The organism is Trinickia sp., from assembly GCF_036503415.1.
Taxonomy (GTDB): domain Bacteria; phylum Pseudomonadota; class Gammaproteobacteria; order Burkholderiales; family Burkholderiaceae; genus Trinickia.
This window is the reverse complement of sequence record NZ_DASXWY010000039.1, coordinates 61,123-78,511: the sequence shown is the minus strand read 5'-3', so window position 1 is coordinate 78,511 and position 17,389 is coordinate 61,123. Positions and strand designations below refer to the sequence as shown.

13 protein-coding genes are annotated in these 17,389 nt (G+C 63.5%); 9 read left to right on the top strand and 4 right to left on the bottom strand.

What is annotated here, in order from left to right; genetic code table 11:
- The first annotated feature begins 18 nt into the window (after nt 1–18).
- The 4 genes from tssF to tssA are packed head-to-tail and all read left to right on the top strand — an operon-like array spanning nt 19 to nt 6,761.
- Nucleotides 19–1,905 carry a type VI secretion system baseplate subunit TssF gene (gene tssF / locus VGL01_RS05995; protein ID WP_331567933.1) on the top strand — a complete coding sequence of 629 codons (1,887 nt, stop codon included), beginning with the start codon at nt 19–21 and terminating at the stop codon, nt 1,903–1,905.
- Nucleotides 1,869–2,984, top strand: a complete 1,116-nt coding sequence (gene tssG, locus VGL01_RS05990; RefSeq protein WP_331567932.1) for a type VI secretion system baseplate subunit TssG — start codon at nt 1,869–1,871, stop codon at nt 2,982–2,984. The genes tssF and tssG overlap by 37 nt, the downstream gene beginning before the upstream one ends.
- A complete protein-coding gene (tssH, locus tag VGL01_RS05985; RefSeq protein WP_331567931.1) occupies nt 2,981–5,650 on the top strand; it encodes a type VI secretion system ATPase TssH in 2,670 nt (889 codons plus the stop codon). Before tssG ends, tssH begins: the two co-directional genes overlap by 4 nt.
- 1 nt (nt 5,651) lies before the next feature.
- Nucleotides 5,652–6,761 (top strand): type VI secretion system protein TssA, encoded by a 1,110-nt coding sequence (gene tssA / locus VGL01_RS05980; protein ID WP_331567930.1) that lies wholly within the window; start codon nt 5,652–5,654, stop codon nt 6,759–6,761.
- Between the two features lie 42 nt (nt 6,762–6,803).
- Here the strand turns inward: tssA and VGL01_RS05975 are convergent, their stop codons facing one another.
- The 4 genes from VGL01_RS05975 to VGL01_RS05960 are packed head-to-tail and all read right to left on the bottom strand — an operon-like array spanning nt 6,804 to nt 13,616.
- Nucleotides 6,804–7,745, bottom strand: a complete 942-nt coding sequence (locus VGL01_RS05975; RefSeq protein WP_331567929.1) for an OmpA family protein — start codon at nt 7,743–7,745, stop codon at nt 6,804–6,806.
- A gap of 13 nt (nt 7,746–7,758) precedes the next feature.
- The gene (tagF, locus tag VGL01_RS05970; RefSeq protein ID WP_331567928.1) at nt 7,759–8,745 is read right to left on the bottom strand and encodes a type VI secretion system-associated protein TagF; all 987 of its coding nucleotides are present in this window, start codon (nt 8,743–8,745) and stop codon (nt 7,759–7,761) included.
- Nucleotides 8,742–12,692: a type VI secretion system membrane subunit TssM gene (gene tssM, locus VGL01_RS05965; RefSeq protein WP_331567927.1), complete on the bottom strand. Its 3,951-nt coding sequence runs from the start codon at nt 12,690–12,692 to the stop codon at nt 8,742–8,744. The genes tagF and tssM overlap by 4 nt, the downstream gene beginning before the upstream one ends.
- A gap of 60 nt (nt 12,693–12,752) precedes the next feature.
- Nucleotides 12,753–13,616, bottom strand: a complete 864-nt coding sequence (locus VGL01_RS05960; protein WP_331567926.1) for a M15 family metallopeptidase — start codon at nt 13,614–13,616, stop codon at nt 12,753–12,755.
- 125 nt (nt 13,617–13,741) lie between these two features.
- Between VGL01_RS05960 and VGL01_RS05955 the strand changes: the two genes are divergently transcribed.
- The 5 genes from VGL01_RS05955 to VGL01_RS05935 all read left to right on the top strand — a co-directional run bounded on the left by VGL01_RS05955 (nt 13,742) and on the right by VGL01_RS05935 (nt 17,293).
- Entirely contained in the window at nt 13,742–14,752 is a 1,011-nt protein-coding gene (locus VGL01_RS05955; protein WP_331567925.1) for a hypothetical protein, read from the top strand.
- 96 nt (nt 14,753–14,848) lie between these two features.
- Nucleotides 14,849–15,424: a thiamine phosphate synthase gene (locus VGL01_RS05950; RefSeq protein ID WP_331567924.1), complete on the top strand. Its 576-nt coding sequence runs from the start codon at nt 14,849–14,851 to the stop codon at nt 15,422–15,424.
- A 120-nt stretch (nt 15,425–15,544) separates the two neighbouring features.
- A complete protein-coding gene (locus tag VGL01_RS05945; protein ID WP_331567923.1) occupies nt 15,545–16,039 on the top strand; it encodes a ferritin-like domain-containing protein in 495 nt (164 codons plus the stop codon).
- Nucleotides 16,040–16,132: 93 nt separating this feature from the next.
- The gene (locus tag VGL01_RS05940) at nt 16,133–16,678 is read left to right on the top strand and encodes a phasin family protein (RefSeq protein ID WP_331567922.1); all 546 of its coding nucleotides are present in this window, start codon (nt 16,133–16,135) and stop codon (nt 16,676–16,678) included.
- 78 nt (nt 16,679–16,756) lie between these two features.
- On the top strand, nt 16,757–17,293 hold the full coding sequence (locus tag VGL01_RS05935; RefSeq protein WP_414720180.1) for a hypothetical protein: 537 nt from the start codon (nt 16,757–16,759) through the stop codon (nt 17,291–17,293).
- Nucleotides 17,294–17,389: the final 96 nt, after the last annotated feature.

Genomic DNA, 17,389 nt, shown 5'->3' with positions numbered 1-17,389 from the left:
CGCGCTCGGGGAATATAGATGGAAGCGTTGCTGCCTTATTACGAGCGGGAGCTGGCATTTTTGCGGCAGTATTCGCGCGAGTTCGCGGATCGCTACCCGAAGATCGCGGCCAGGCTTGCCATCAGCGGCGAGCAAAGCGATGACCCGCATGTCGAGCGGATGATCGATTCGTTTGCGCTGCTCGGCGCGCGAATCAACAAGAAGCTCGACGACGAATATCCGGAGTTTGCCGAGGCACTTTTCGAAGTGCTCTATCCGCACTACCTGCGTCCGTTTCCGTCTTGCTCCATTGCTCAGTTCGGCGCGAGCGCCGCGACCGCGCTGCGCGCGCCGGTCGTGATTCCGCGCGCGCCGGTCGTGATTCCACGCGGGACGTTGCTCGAGAGCCGCGAGGTTCGGGGCGTGCGCTGCCAGTTCCGTACCGCATTCGACGTCACGCTGGCGCCGGTCGCCATCACGCGGGCACGCTATCGACCGCTCGCCGCGTTGCCCCCCAATGCCCCGGTGTTGCCGGGCAATGTCTCGGGGGTGCTGTCCTTCACGTTCGAGAGTACGTCGCCCGATATGGGCTTGCATGCGTCGGGACTCGCGACGTTGCGCGCCTATCTTCACGCCGAGCAGTCGTTTACCGCGGCATTGGCCGATTGCATTTTCATTCGGGCTACGGCGGCCTACGTCGAGGTGGGCGATTCGAGCGAGCCGGAAGGGGCGGCCGAGCCGGGGGCCTGGAGGCGGCTCGAGGGCATGCCGATCGAGCAGACCGGCTTCGCCGACGATCAGGCGCTGATCGATTACCCGGCGAGATCGCACCCAGCCTACCGTTTGCTGACCGAGTATTTCGCGTTTCCCGAGAAATTCGATTTCATCGATTTTGGCCTGGCGGAGATGCTTCGGACCAGTGGGCCATGCCGCCGGCTGACGCTGCATGTGGCGATCAGGCAGACGCGCGGGGAAACGCAGGCGCCGCGACTCGTCGAAACGCTGTCGGCGCACCATCTGCGTCTCTTTGCGACGCCCGTCGTCAATCTCTTCGCGCGACGCGGCGAGCCGATTCGCATCAGCCACGAGGCTGTCTCGTATCCCGTCATCGCCGACGCCCGCCACGCGCACGCTTACGAGGTCTATTCGATCGATGCCGTTCATGTGGTGAAGGAGTGCGTCGGCGAACAGTCTGTCGAGGAGTTCCGGCCGTTTTACGCGCTGCATCACGACGAGCCGTCTCAACTCGGCCGATATTGGTTTGCGCGTCGCAATGCGCGGGTTGCGCAGATGAGCCCGGGCTACGAAACCGAGCTGTCCGTCGTCGATGCGCATTTTTCGCCCGCGCGCGCCATGACGAGCACGGTGAGCCTCGCGCTCACCTGCACGAATCGCGATTTGCCCGCGCGGCTCGCGATCGGCCTCGAAGGCGGCGATTTGTTCGCCGACCGAACGATTTTCGACGGGCCCGTCTCGATGCTGTGCCGCCCCACGCCGAGCGTGCGAATCGAGCGTGGCGCGTCGATGCATTGGCGGTTGATTTCGCATCTCGCCTTGTCGGAGGTCTCCCTTTTACGCGAGGATCTATCGACGCTGAAGGAGCTGCTCGTCCTCTACGATCTTCGGCGCACCCCGGCTTCGATCCGTCACATCGAAGGCATCGTCGCGCTCGAAGCGCGGCCTGCTGTCGTATGGCTGCCCGGCAAGCCGTTCGCGACGTTCGTGCGCGGTAACGAAGTGCGCCTCACCGTCGACGAAACGCATTTCGTCGGCACGAGCCTCGCGTCGTTCATTCGCGCGCTCGATATGTTTTTCGGACTCTACGTCAGTCTGAACAGCTTCGTACAACTGGTTGCCGTGTCCAAGCGCACGGGCGAGGAGATCATGCGATGCAAGCCGCGCAGCGCCGATTCGATGCTGGCGTAGTGGAGCGGCTCCTCGACGAGCCGTACCGCTTTCAATTTTTCCAGGCCGTGCGCGTGCTCGAGGTGTGGTTCGCGCAGCAGGTGTCGCGCCGCGCCGGCGAACGCGTCGCCGGACGTATCGGATTCCGCAGCACGTTGTCGTTGACGTTCGCGCCGAGCGAGCTCGAGCGCGCAGTTTCCTACGATCACGCGGGCGCTGCGCTCGCGAACCCCGAGGAGCGCCGCGCGGCGATGGCGGACCAATCGCTCGCGCGGATCGAACTGACGCCGTCGTTCTTCGGCATGTTGGGTGGCCAGGGCGCGCTGCCGCTGCATTACACCGAGCAGCTCGCCGCTCGCGAACAGTTGCAGCGCGACCGGGCCGCGCGCGAGTTTTTCGATGTGTTTTCCGATCGGGCGACGGCGCTTTTTTACGAGGCGTGGAAAAAGTATCGCCTGCCGTTTCATTACGAGCTCGATCGGAACGAACGCTATCTCCCGCTGCTGCTGGCGCTTGCGGGACTGACCCATGTGCCGACGCGCGCCGCGCTGCAGCGCGGTCCCGGCGCGCTCGTCGACGAAGCGTTGGCCGGCTTCGCGCTGCCGATCCGGCATCGGCCGATGTCCGCCGCCTATTTGGCGCGTGCATTGTCGGAATACTTTCGCGTGCCCGTGCAGGTCGAGCAGTTCATCGGCAAGTGGTACGAGGTGCCGGCCGAACGTCTTTCGCGGCTCGGCCTGGCCAACGCAAAGCTCGGCGCCACCGCGCTCGCGGGAGAGCGCGTCTGGCAACGCGATATGCGCGCGCGGCTCGTCGTCGGCCCGCTCAATAAAAAGGACTACGAAGCATTTCTGCCGGGCGCTGCGTCGGCCATCGCGCTCGAGCGCATGCTTTCGATTGCGGCCGGCGACATGCTCGAGTACGAGGTATGGCTCGTCCTGGCGCGCGAAGAGGTCGGCACGAGCCAGCTCGGCGCAGGCGCGCGGCTGGGCTGGGATGCCTTTCTTTGCACGCGCGAAGCGGTGTGCGATCGCGACGACGCACGCTACGAACTGAACCTCATCCATTCATTCCCAGACACAGGAACTGTCGACTCATGAGCACGCCTCTGAAGACCCTCATTGCCAAGCTCGACGCACTGTGCCTCGATGCGGCCACGCGTGCCGCGAGCCTGTGCCTCGCCCGCGGTCACTATGAGGTCGACCTCGAACATTTGTTTCTCGCTCTGCTCGACGATACCTCGAGCGATCTCGGGATCGTGCTGCGCACGAACAGGCTGAGCGCCGACACATTGCGCCGCGACCTCGAGCGCGAGCTCGGGCGCCTGAAAACCGGCAACACGCGCACACCGGTGTTTTCGCCGCATCTGATCGCGCTTTTCGAGCAGGCGTGGTTGATTGCGTCGCTCGATTCGCATGCGGCGCGCATCCGCTCGGGGCACCTGCTGCTCGCGCTGCTCGGTGCACCCGATCTGGCGCAGTTTGCACAGCGGATGTCGGCCGTTTTCGCCGAGGTGCCCATCGAAGCGCTGAAGCACAAATTCGACGAGATCACGGCGGGATCGCACGAGGCTGAGGCGGTGCCGGTGCGCGCGAGCCGAGGCACGGATGGCTCGGGCGAGGCGGACGGCGCGATACCCGGTCTAGCCGTGCCCGGGGCATCGAAGACGCCCGCGCTCGATACCTATACGACGAATCTCACGCAACGTGCGCGGGAAGGCAAGATCGATCCCGTCATCGGGCGCGAAGCCGAGATCCGGCAGACCATCGACATCCTGATGCGGCGCCGTCAGAACAACCCCATCCTGACCGGGGAGGCCGGCGTGGGCAAGACGGCGGTCGTCGAGGGGCTCGCACTGCGCATCGCGGCCGACGACGTGCCCGAGCCGCTGAAAGGCGTGGCGCTGCATGTGCTGGACATGGGGTTGCTGCAGGCCGGCGCCAGTGTCAAAGGCGAGTTCGAAAATCGTTTGAAAAACGTCATCGACGAAGTGAAGAAGAGCGTCGTGCCGATCGTTCTTTTTATTGACGAAGCCCACACGATCATCGGCGCGGGCGGACAAGCGGGGCAAAACGATGCGGCGAATTTGCTGAAGCCCGCGCTCGCGCGCGGAGAGCTTCGCACGGTCGCCGCCACGACCTGGAGCGAGTATCGCAAGTACTTCGAGAAGGACGTCGCGCTTGCGCGGCGTTTTCAGGTGGTGAAGATCGACGAGCCCGGCGAGGCTTTGGCGGCCGCCATGGTGCGCGGGTTGGCGCCGCGCATGGAAGCGCACTTCAATGTGCGCATTCTCGATGAGGCCATCACCGAGGCCGTGCGTCTTTCGCACCGGTATATCACGGCGCGTCAATTGCCCGACAAGGCCATCGGCGTGCTCGATACCGCCTGCGCAAAGGTCGCGCTCGCGCACGGTTCGACACCCGCCGCGATCGACGATGCGCGCAAACGGATCGAGCGTATCGATGCGGAGATCGCTTCGCTCGAACGCGAGGTCGCAGGCGGTTCGGCTGGAGCCGGGCATGAAGAGCGGCTTGCCGAGCTGCGCGCTGCGCGTGCGACCGACGTCGAAACGCTTGCGGCCGACGAAGCGCGTTATGAGCAGGAGCGCGCGCTCGTGACGCGTATCGGCGAGTTGCGTGCGGCGCTCGAGACGGCGAGCGCCGACGAGGCCGATGCCGCCCGCGCGGCGCTCGCCGAGCAGATGTCGTCGTTGCAGGCGATCCAGCAATCGAGGCCCATGGTGCCGTTGCAGGTCGACGGCCATGTCGTCGCGGAGATCGTCGCTTCGTGGACGGGCATTCCGCTCGGACGCATGGTGAAGGACGAGCTTCGCACCGTGCTCGGTCTGAAGGATCTGCTCGCCGCGCGCGTCATCGGACAGGACCATGCGCTAGAAGCGATTGCGCAGCGCGTGCGCACAGCCAGCGCGAATCTGGAAGACCCGAATAAGCCGCGCGGCGTATTTCTGTTCGTCGGACCTTCGGGCGTGGGCAAGACCGAGACGGCGCTGGCGCTCGCCGATATTCTTTACGGTGGCGAGCGCAAGCTCATCACCATCAATATGAGCGAGTATCAGGAGGCGCATAGCGTATCGGGGCTCAAAGGGTCGCCGCCCGGATACGTCGGCTATGGCGAGGGCGGCGTACTGACGGAAGCGGTGCGGCGCAATCCCTATTCCGTGGTACTGCTCGACGAGATCGAAAAGGCGCATCCCGATGTGCTCGAGATGTTCTTTCAGGTGTTCGACAAGGGAACGCTCGACGATGCCGAAGGGCGCGAAATCGACTTCCGGCATGCGCTGATCATCCTGACGTCGAACGTCGGATCTTCGGCCGTGATGCAGGCGTGCCTGAACAAGCAGGCCGAAGAGTTGCCCGATGCCGACGCGCTCTCGGAGATGTTGCGCCCGCAACTTTACAAAACGTTCAAGCCGGCCTTTCTCGGACGCGTCAAGGTGATTCCATATTACCCCATTTCCGATGACGTTCTCGCCGAAATCATCGAACTGAAGCTCGGGCGTATTCGCGATCGGATTGCCGCCAATCACCGCGCACAGTTTTCGTGGGACGAGTCGCTCGTCGATGCGGTGCTGGCGCGTTGCACCGAAGTCGACTCGGGCGCGCGCAACGTCGACCATATTCTGAACGGTACGCTGCTGCCCGAATTGGCGCAGCAGGTACTGGGACGGGTGGCGCAAGGGGACCGGATGGAGAGGATCGCCGTGCGTGCCGGCGAGGACGGCGAATTCGAATACAAGGTGGCATGAGATGGCAATCGATCTTGCACCGCTTTTGGCGCCGTTGGACGGCGCATCGACATGCGGCGAGGATATGTTGTTTTCGAACGATTTTGACGAAATTCAGCATGCGCGCCGTTTCGACGATCCATCGCTCGACCAGGGCGAGTGGGTGACCGAGATCAAGGAGGCCAACTGGAGCCTCGTGATCGAACGGTGCACCGAGCTGCTGAGCAAGCGGACGAAAGATCTGCGCGTGGCCGCGTGGCTGACCGAGGCGCTTGCGATCAAGCAAGGGATATCGGGTTTGACGCAGGGCTACACGTTGCTGAGCGGGCTTTGCGCTCAGTACTGGGACAAGGTGCATCCGCTGGCCGAAGGGGAGGACACCGAGTACCGGCTCGGCAACGTGACCTGGCTCGTGGCTCGCACTGCGCAACTGCTGCGCGAAATGCCGTTGACGCAGACATCGAGCGCCGGCTTTACCGCCATCGATTGGGAGGTCGCATCGAATGTCGCGCAGGCGATCAAGCGCGACCCCGATCACGCCGACGACATTGCGCGCGGCAAACCCTCCTTCGAGCAGATCGATGCGGCGAAGCGCGCGACGCCGGTGCCGTTTTATCGCGCATTGTTGGCCGATCTGAAGGCGTTCGAGGCGGCGATGCTCGCGCTCGAACAAGAACTCGAGACACGTGCGCAAGAGGCGGCCCCGAGCTTTCGGCAAGTCAAGGATTCCTACGCTTTCGTCCACGGGCTGGCGGAGCGATTCGCGCGCGACGTTGGCGTGAGCGTCGAAGTGCCTTCGGGCAGCCCCGCTCAGTCGCCATCGGCACCGAGCGTCGAGCGCGCCGAGCCGACATTCAAGACGCCGCTTTCGCAAGGAACGCCAATGGTTTCGACGCCGCAAGCCCGGCATTCGGGCGTGATTCAAAACCGTGCCGATGCGGTGGCGCAATTGCGTGCCGTTGCCCAGTTCTTACGGGCAACGGAGCCGCATAGCCCGGCGGCCTATTTGGCGGACAAGGCCGCGGAATGGGCCGATATGCCGCTGCATCAATGGTTGGCTGCCGTGGTGAAAGACGACGGATCGCTCGCGCATTTGCGCGAGCTGCTCGGGGTGAAGCCGGACGCGCAATGAGCCTTCGCGCCGGATGCGGTATGCATCGATACGTGGCCCGACTTACTTCCCGACACGAAACTCGATTCGCCGATTACGCGCGCGTCCATCGCTGGTATCGTTCGACGCAATCGGTTGATCGGGCCCGACGCCCATCGTCGTCATCGATTGCGGCGCGATACCCTTCGTCACGAGATAGCCTTTGACCGCGTCCGCCCGGGCCTGACTCAATGTGATATTCGAGGCGCGATTGCCCGAGTTGTCCGTGTGCCCGATGATTTCCACCGTTTTGCCGGACAGCCTGGCGAGCGCCGCGGCCATCTGATCGAGGATCGAACGCCCCTGCGGCGTCAGCATCGCGCTTCCGGTCTCGAACTCGATCGTGCGGTTCGCCAGCGTGCTATCGAGCACACCTTGCTCCGAAGCGCTGACGCGCAAGCCGTTCTTGATCGTGTACGTGGGATTGAGCGCATTGGCCATATCGCTGGCGATCTGCTGGCGCTGCGCCTCGTTGCCGACCTCGCCCTTGACGTCGATCTGCGTCCCATCGATCTTCAACTGCCCTTTGCTGATCTGCTTCAACTGCGGACCGATGAGCTTTTGGACATTGGCAGCCCAGTTCGGCGGCGTATCGACATTGCCCACCTCGATCTGATCGACGACGTTTGCGGCGCCGTACGTGTCGCGCAGGCGCTGCAGCACGGCCGCGCGCGTCGATTCGTCGGGTACCTTGCCGCTGGCGACGACTTGTCCCGGTGTCGCGTTGACCGGCGGCGGAACGCGTGTCGCGGTGTTGGCCGCGCCAGGCTGCTGCCCAGCCTGCGCGGCCTGGCCGGACGGCTGCGTCGGCGCTATCGGAGTCGAGCGGATGCCGATACCGCTGTTGTCGACCGGAGAAACATTGACGGGCCCCGCTGTATCGGCGAATGCGGCGCCGGCTGTCAAACCGGCCGCCCCGGCGAATGCGGTAACGGCCGCTATGCGCGTCAGCACGCGAGGAAGCATTGCAACCATCGTCTTACGCCCCGATGAATGCTTCTCTGAACGTATCGATGGCGATACGCAGCGAGAGCTGAGGTTGCTCCAGATAGCTGACGAGCTTGCTGATGCCCGGTTCGTTTTGTGCGTGTTCGTCGACCCATTCGGGATCGTCAATATCGATGTTATGTGTCGCATAAGCCTGCGGATCGATGACGCTATGAAGCGTTTTTGCGGATGCGCCGTTGAAGCCGATGACGAGACGCTCGCGTTCGGCAATGGTACCGATGAACACCGCGACCTCGAAATCGGCTTGCGAGAGAAACGGTGCGACGAGTTCAAGCCAGAACGCCGCAACCAGGCTTCGGTAGAACGTGTCGTTCGGCAACGGCAAGGTGAGTCCGCGCTCGAGATGCCGGGATTTGCTTTGCATCACGGGCTTGAGGAGCGAGCCGAGTGCGTGCATCGCGCCGCGCAGTCGTACCGGATGGCCGCTGGCGAGCAACATCTGCTCGAGCCCGGCCAAGGTTTGATGCTCGACGAAATCCGAAAACGTGCCGTCGTGCGAATTCGATTGTCCGGCGTCGATCGAGACCTGGGTGTCGCCCAATGCCTGCAGCGCGGCGCTCGGCTCGGTGCACTCGTAAAGCTCTCGCATCTGAGCCGCGGCGCGCGACCAGAGCCGCGCGAATGCGAGCGGACTGCGCGCGAGGAAGGCGAGCGGGCGCTCGACCTCGAGGGCGGTTGCCGCGACCAGCGGAAAGCGCCGCGACGAGACATCGTGGCTCGCCACCATGTGACCGGCGATGGCAAGCTTGCTTTGCGAACCGAGGAACGCGAAGTTCATCGGCGGGGCGTTCTCGTAGACGATCTTCCAACGCGGATCTTCGGCAAGCAGCTCCATCGCTTGCGCAATCCAGCGGTCCAGCGTTTGCAGGAGCTGCGCATTGTTCGTGCTTTTGACGAAATCGCCGCGCGAGGGAATTTTGCCGAAATAGGCCAATTGCGCCTGGACCGATTGCGTCATTGCGCGGCTCCCGGGTTCGTGGCCGCGGTAGGGGGGGCGGCCGGATTGGTCGATACGGTGCGTGGCGAGTCGATGCCCGGCGTCGCACCGGAAGTGGCAGCGCCCGAAGCGGCGGCCGTCGTCACGCCCGAAGCGAGTGCCGTTGCCGGCGTCGAGCCGCTTGCGGCCGCGGCATTCGCACGGGCTGCCGCGACGTCGACGACGCTCGCAGGCAGCCGTGTACCGCGCAAGCTCTGTTGCTGGGGCGCATCGCCGCTGCCGGCTTGCGGTTGCGACGTACTGACGATGCGCATGCTGAAGGCGACGGTCACATCGCCTTGCGTCCACGACAGGTCGAACGTGCCATCGGCATTGCGCTTGCGTTGTGCCGAATTGATCAGCTTCTCGAGCCCGTAGCGCCCGGGTTCGTTGACGAGCTGAATCGTGCGGCCATCGAACGTCGTCGCCGTGAGCGTGGCACCGGCAGCGCCCTGCGGGTTGGGCCATACGAAGTTGGCCCACTGTGCGGGCGTATTGCGGTAACGCAGTTGCTGGCCGTCGATCGTCAGCGTGTATTCGGTCGTCTTTGCACCGGGCTGAGGCAGGATCTGGAAGACGGTTTGCGGCTCCGCCGTCGCTTGCGCCCCGCCTGCCGCCGCGCCCGAAAGCGGAGCGACCCAGCGTGCGAACCCGCTCGAGAAGTCGGGCGTGAATGCGACGCCCATGCCGCCCCACGTGCGCGGGCTCAGCGTATCGCCGCGCCTGACCGCGAGCGGCCCCAGCGTGGTCCCGACAAACTTCGAAACGGCGCCGTCCGGGCCGAACACCTGCGCGATTTCGCCGGCACCGGCCTCGACCTTCGCATTGGCCATGAACGGATACTTGTTCGCAAGCGATGTCTGGAACGGCTGGAGCACCTGTGCGTTCCACACCTTGTTCACTTCGTCCCCGGCGGGCCCGATCACGACGGCGAACGCCTGCATCAGTGGCCGCACGAGTAGCGGACGCAGCGCCTTGCGTTGATCGTCGGTCAGACCGGTGAGCATCTGCTCGTCGACGAACTTCAGCGAATCGGCAAGCTCCGAGCCGTTGCCTTCGAGCGTTTGCTGCATCAGCTCGCGCGCGCCGGGGCCGGGGTCGCCCTGATTCTTGAGCAGATTGAAGCGTGTGCGCACCTTCGAGAGCGTCTCCATGTAGCCTCGAAGCAAGGAGTTGTCTCCCTGCTTGGCGACGATGCGCGCAAGGCCGGTGAATGCCGTGCCCACCGGGCCCATCGTCGCCGGCGCGAGCGCGCCCGGATCGATGTCGATGCCGGCGTTTTGCGCCGCCTGCTCGCGTGACGAGAACATCCGCTTGAACCAGCCGCTCACGCCCTTTTGCGCACGCTGCAGCGTAGTGGAAGCGAGTGCAGGATTGTCCCAGGCGGTCTGGTCGTACGCCGTCTCGAAGATTTTGCGGATCGGCGAATCTTGGGGGTCGCCGAGACGGTTCATGGATGCGACGGCCTGATCGAAGCTGCCGAAGTCCTGAATGGCGATACCCTGCATGAAGCGCTGCCAGTGCTGCGCATAGTCGGTCTTGTACATGCCGACCAGCGCTTTCTGGATTTGTTCGGGGCTGCCCTCGAGCGTGAGGTCGTCCTGCGACGCGGTGTTGAGCACCCAGTCCTTGGCCTGCAGCTCTTTCGTGGCGGCATCGCGAATGGCGGGCTGCACGTACTGGAACCAGGCATCGCGCGTGAACGTGCCCGGAATCGCATAACTGCCGGCGACGAGATTGGCGTTGTTGTCGCCGACGATGCGCGCCACCGTCATCGGCGCGAACCGTGTCGAAGCGCGCGCCTTGATTTCCTCGTACACGCGCTGACGCGCCGGCATGCCGCGCACGACGTGGCGCAGATTCTCGCGCGTCTGATCGACGAGCGAAAGATTGGCGTCGATCATCGGCCAGTCGTCGTCGGATACACGCGAGAGATAGAACGTGATCATGCGTTCGGCACTCCTGATCATGTCGCCGCGCGGCATGTTGCCGCGATTCGTCTCGAGCCAACCCCGCCAGAAACGCGCGAGCTGATCGGTCAGATGAGCCGCCTCGACATGGCGCTTGTCCGACAGCATCAGGTAGGTCTTGAGTGCGTTATAGGCATCTTCGACGTTGGTCGGTGAGGCATCGCTGTAAAGCCCGCCTTGCGCACTTTGCTGACTCAGCGCCGACGTGCCGCTGCGCGCGGAAACGGTCACGGCGCCCGATTCGGGGGGGCGCGTGAGCGGTGTCAGCTGATCGGGATGCGCATTGACGTCGCGCAGGAACGATGCAAGGTTCTGCGAGACCGGATCGAGCATCAATTGCCTTGCGCCGCGGTAGTACTCGGCGAGCAAGCGCTGCTCGATGCGATCGCCCTGATACAGGCCGAGCGAGACGGAGAGCGGCCGATCGCGGCGGAACTGTTCGAGTTGATCGATGCGGTCTTCGAGAATGTCCATTGCCTGCAGGCGCGATTGCAGGTCGTTGTGGCCTTGCTGAATGCGAACGACGTTGTCGAGATCGGCTTGCACGTTTGCGACGAGCTGCTGATTGCCGATCGTGGACCACGTCCAGCCGCCGAGCGCCAGTGCCAGTACAGCGACGAACGTGAAGAACGTGCCGTAGCGCAGCCGTGTCTTGGCTGGGCTCGCGAACTGTCGCACGGTCTGACGATCGGCGAAGATCACCTTCGAGAACAGATCGCGCAGGAAAAAGCCGTTTTGCGAGGAGGGCGCCTGCGGCGCGGGAAGATTGTCGGTCGCCAGGCCGAAGCGCGTGCCGATGCGAAGCGCCGCGGCGCTGTTCGTCTGCCCCTCTTGCAGTGCGCTCGTGAAATAAAAGCCGCGCAGGATCGGCTTGTATTGGAATGGATTGTTCTCGAACAGCGTCGCGAGGAACATGCGCAGCGCCGGCTTGATGGCGAGGAATTCGAGCGGGAAGCTCAGTTGCCCGGGCGACAGCTTGTTGCCTCGATTGATCGACATCTGAGCGATGCTGATTTCCTTCAAGCCCTCGTAGAGTTCCTCGAAATGCTCGTCGAACAGCGCGACGACGTCCCGTCTTTCGTCGGGTTCATAGGGCAGCGTGGCGCCCCAGACGCGTTCATATTCATGGCGCTCGCCCCCGCCGAAGAATTCGGCGAAGCCCGTGATCAGGTCGGCCTTCGTGAACATGACATAGACCGGGGCGAAGACCTCGAGCTTCTCCGTCAATTCCTGCACGCGCTGACGCAAGCTGCGGGCGAGGTTGATCGTGGCATCGGGACGGCTCGACGTCAGCTCCGCGATGCTCGCCGTGACGATGATCCCGTTGATGGGCGCCTTGGGCCGATAGCGTTTGAGCAAACCGAGAAAGCCGAGCCATTCCGTGCGGTCTTCCTCGTGCACCGAATAGCGGCCGGCTGTGTCGAGCAGGATACCTTCGGTCGTGAAGAACCAATCGCAATTGCGCGTGCCGCCGATCCCGTGAATCACCGCGTCGTTCTTGTCGGCGAACGGAAACTGGAGCCCTGAGTTCAGCACGGCGCTGCTCTTGCCCGCGGCAGGATTGCCGATCACGATGTACCACGGCAGCTCGTAAAGCGCGGAGCCGCCCGATATCTGTCCGATCTTCGATGTCTTGATCGTGCGTACCGCATCGACGAGCCGCGTGCGCAGAACGTCGAGCTCCGCTTGCTTGGCAGGCTGCTGGACCGCGGCGGCCTTGTCGGCTTGGGCCTGTTGTTCGAGCATTTCGCCAAGCTTGCTGTTGGCACGCCGGGCGGCCAGGCGCCGCCAAAGCCAGACGACGAGCACGATGAGCACGAGCGCGGCGAACGCCGCGCCGGGCCACGCGAGCGGAATGTCGAACCAGAGCGCGCCTCCGAAGAGGATGACCGCGACGACGAGCAGGCCGAAAACGGTCATCGTGCGTTTATGGGTGAGCGCATTGAGCAGGCGTTGCATAAGACGTTCTTCTATATGAATGGCGCGACGACAGCGCGGCAAAAGCAGCTTTTGATTCGATTACCGGGTGGAAACGGAAAGGGCGGCGGCGCGACGCAGAACAAATCCGGGCTTGTGGTATTCGACGTGCCCCAGATCCATCAATTTCCATCGTCCGCCCCAGGTCAAGCCGATCTGTTCGGCCGTTTGCCCGTACAGCTGATAACCACGCATGGCCCACGGATCTTTTTCCGAAATGACGAGCTTGCCGTCTCGCAAAAAGGCGTTATCGGCGGCAAGGCCGTATTGGTGATAGCTCTGATATGCGGCAGCATTTGTGACACCCCCCAGCTGCGCCAGCCGGTTTTGTCGATCCGGACTTCGGTAACCTTCGAGCAAAGCCATTTCATAGCCGTATTGCTCGCGCATGATTTTGTACACGAGCAACAGCCGCGTTCTAAAGTCCGCATCCAGCAAACTCCAATCGCGACTCGCGTCGCGTAATGCTGGACGGACCTGTTCGACTTCTTGCGTCGCGAAAACCTCCGGCGGCAACGGCGGCGGTGGAACGAGCTGTTCGCCATGCAGCAAAGCGGCGATTTTCTCGTCGGGCGCCCGCGTTTCGCCGTCATACTGAAATAACAGCTTGCCGCGCAGTGCAATTGCAAGCAGTGGAGGCGCGGCAAGGATACCTGTCGTAATGAAAATCATCAAGCGACGTCGAATCAGTATTTTTTTCGTATTTCCGATCGTCGATTGCGAAATTTTTACTGATTTCCTTATGCCATCACGTGCCTGTGTCATACGCAGCGAGGCGCGACGTCCTACACGCCGCTGTATATGAAGCGCGGCATTGATAAGCGCGGTACGCGCCTGTGGCAATAGCAGTACGGCTGCCAGCGTGACGGCGAGAGCAAAATAGGCGGTAAGCGCAACGGCAATCAAGTTCGGCCCCGTAGCTGGGAAATAAATTGTCTTTTGTAATGCTTGATCTTAGAATCTGGCCTGCTGCAAGGCAGGCCGGATTGCATTATCGCGGCGAATTAAACCCAAATTCAATGAGACAGTGAATGAGTGCGCCGGACAGTCCCAGTTCCAAAGCGCGGCCGAGCCTGCTTTCCGAGACGGCCAAGAGCGCCGCTGATAACGATTCGCGGATTCTCGCGAATCTGGAAGGCCGTGTCGCTGCGCAGCCGAATTCGACGCGCCGCTCCAACAAGCTCTGGCTTGTCGTCGTCGCCGCCGCGCTGGGCCTGAGTGCATTCGGCGCCTGGCAGTGGCAACGCGCGTCACGGGATGATGGTCAGACGAGCCCGCGCGTGGCGTCGGCGCTCGACGGTGTTCAAAAGACGGCGGCGGCACCGGCGGCGAGCGCGGCGGCTGCGAGGGTCATAGCCGACGCATCCGGCACCGCGGGCGACACGCTCCAGACGGCGGCATCGGCTCCGCAGCCGGCCGTCATCTTGGCCGATACTGCCGCTAACGATCGCCCGGCCTCCGCGCCTGCCGGTGCGCTTGCCTCGGCGGCGAGCGCTGCACCCGCCGCGACGGCGGCAATCGGTGCGAGTGCGTCCGATAGCGAGCGTCTTTCCCGCGCCTTGAGCGACGGTGCGTCGGCATCGGGCAGTGCGGCCGCGCCGGCGGCGCACGCGAAGAGCGCCGTCGCGGCGCGTGAGGCGACGAATACGACGAAGACCGCGAAGACGACCTCGGCGTCGCACACCGTTCGCGAGGCCGATAAGAAGCATCAGGCACAACGCGTCGCCTCGGCGCATCCGCGCAAGGATGCGAATGCCGGCGCGAAAAAGACTGATCAGGACGTCGATCTGCTGGCCGCGATCGTGGCGCGTACGAAGCCCTACGATGCCAATCACGGCAAGACGTCGGCGAAGACGGCTGCTGCGCAGAAGACGCAAACCGCGACGAGCGGCGCGCCGGGATTGGCCGGGCGCGTTGCCGAATGTTCGACGCGCGGTTTGATCGAAGGCCAGTTTTGCCGGTGGCACGTCTGCGCCGATCACTGGGGCAAGGATCCGGCGTGCCCATCGAGCACCTTTCAATCCGCCGGCTCGAGCAACTAGAGCCTGTAATTAGCGTGAACAGGCCCTAGCGCTTGGCGAGAACCGGCGCGGCGTCGATGCGATGACAGGGCGAGCTTCTTTTGGTAGCTTTGCCGCATGCGCGACGACAAAGTCCTTCCTGAATGGCTGCTCGTGACACCCGAGCCCCCGGCCGACGGGCGCTTCGACCCATTCCTCGCACGTATCGAGCATGCGTTGGCAGGTGGCGTAGCGCTTATCCAACTGCGCTCGAAGCACGCGAGCGCCGAGTCGTTCGACGAATTGGCCGGCGAAGTCCTCGCGATTTGCCGCCGTCATGGCGCGCGGCTCATCCTGAACGGACCTGCCGAAACGACGAAGATACGCGCCGACGGTATCCACTTGAATAGCGAACGATTGCTGCGCTCGACGCGGCGCGCAACATCCGGCTCGCAGTGGGTCAGCGCCGCCTGTCACACACGAGCGCAATTGCGCCACGCGCAGGCCATTGGGGTCGATTTCGTGACGCTTTCTCCCGTGCTGCCGACATCGTCTCACCCCGGCGCGCCGACGCTCGGCTGGCGGCGCTTCGCCGAACTCGTCGCGAGCGTGCAATTGCCGGTCTATGCGCTGGGCGGCATGACACGCGCCGATTGCCGGCTGGCCCGAGCGTTCGGCGCACAAGGTATCGCCGGCATTTCGGCGTTCTGGTAGCACCGCTTTCCCTCCCATGGCGTTCGAGCGTTTCGAGGCACGTGCGTTGCATCCGTGAGCGGAGCCTTGTGCTTGATCGCAGTTGCGATCGCTTTTCACATCGATCCAAGGGAGTTCGCCATGGCACGCCAAACGCTGGAAGACTTGTTCATTCACGATCTTTCCGATATTTACAGCGCGGAAAAGCAATTGACACGTGCGCTCGGTAAGCTGGCGCGTGCCGCGACCAACGAGCAGTTGTCGCAGGCATTCGAGACGCATCTGCAAGAAACGCACGGCCAGGTCGAGCGCATCGACAAGGTCGTGGAGATGTGCGGTATTCGTTTGAAGCGCATGAAATGCGCCGCGATGGAGGGGCTCATCGAAGAAGGGCAGGAGCTGGTCGAGGAACTCGAGAAGGGGCCCATCCTCGATGCGGGCCTGATCGGCGCCGCTCAGAAAGTGGAGCACTACGAGATCGCCGCGTACGGCACGCTTTGCGCCCTCGGCAAACAGCTTGGCCGGGAGGATGCGGTGAAACTGCTGCATCAAACGCTGGAAGAAGAGAAGGCGACCGATCAGAAGCTCTCGCAGTTTGCCGAAAAGATCGGTAATCCCCAGGCGAAAAAGGGCTGATGGCGTGCGCTTCGCGAGTTGAATGCGTGCCGCGCGAGACGCATCGCGCGGCACGCTTTACAGAGTCCTACCTCTTTCCGACGGAGCAAGAAGATGAATACACCCGCACTCGAATCGGCCGGTCGCATCGGTAAGTCCGCCATCGGTTCGTTCAGCGATATGGCGGATCGCACCCTCGACGGCCTGCAGCGTATGACCCAGCTCAATGTGCAGACAGTCAAGACGACGCTAGCGGAACAAAAGGAAATCGCCGATGAAGTGCTGTCGACGCGATCGCTCGACTGGGTTCTGGCATTGCCGTCCGCGCAGAGTCAGGCGGCATTGAAAAAGGCGCTGGCCTACTGGGGCCACGCAAGCAATATCGCAATCGAGACGGTGGCCGATAGCGTCGGATGCAGCTGGTCCAGTCTCCACGACTACTCGCGGTGGGCCGCCTCCTTGCTCGAGGATGCGTCGGAACTCGCGCGCACGGGCGCTTATACGTCCGCTTCGACGAGCCTCGTCGTGACGGATCCGAATGCCCAACTGCCGGCTACCGTCGAATCGACCTCGGGGGCGAGCGGGAAAACCGGCGGCAAGGGGCGTTCGGTCAACCTCGTCGATAGCGAAGGAAAAAGCGTATCCTCGACGAAGCAGTAGCGCTACCGCAGCATCGCGTCCCGCGGCATGGACGACGTTGCTTGCCGAAAAAGGACTTGAAAAAAGGAACGCTTCGCGATGAACACGAGATGCGCCCTGGACGGCGAATGTAAAACCTTGCTGCGCGAGGCCATGCGCCGTTTCTCGCCGAGCGAGCGTTCCTCTTTGATCCGGCACGTCGCGGCATCGGGCGCGACGGCCGGCGCGCTGTCGGCCCTCACGGCCGGAAGGCGGGCGCGCATCGACGGTACGACCGTCTACGCGCCGATCAATGCGGTGACGCATTCCTTATGGCCCGATGCAGCCCCACGCGCGACATGCTTCAGTGTCCGCCATACCCTGCTGGGATTGGCCATCCACCAGTGCGCCGCCATGTTCTGGGGCGTATTGTTCGAAGCGCTCGTTCCAAGGTCGCCACGCAAACGCGTGGGCACGACGCTGGCAGTGGCCGCGGCGACGGCCGCGACTGCCTATGCCGTGGACTATCACTGCGTGCCGAAGCGGCTCACGCCGGGCTTCGAGTCGCATCTGTCGCCGCGCTCGATGGTGTGGGTCTACACGGCCATCGCCGGCGGCTTCGCGTTCGCGGCCTTGCTCCGGCGGCAATCGCGCTGAGTGTGTCGTCGCGCGTTCGACGACTGTCGGGATAGATGCCTTTTACGCATGGCGACGAAGGCCTCATCGTCCCCGAGGCTGATATATTGTCGCGCA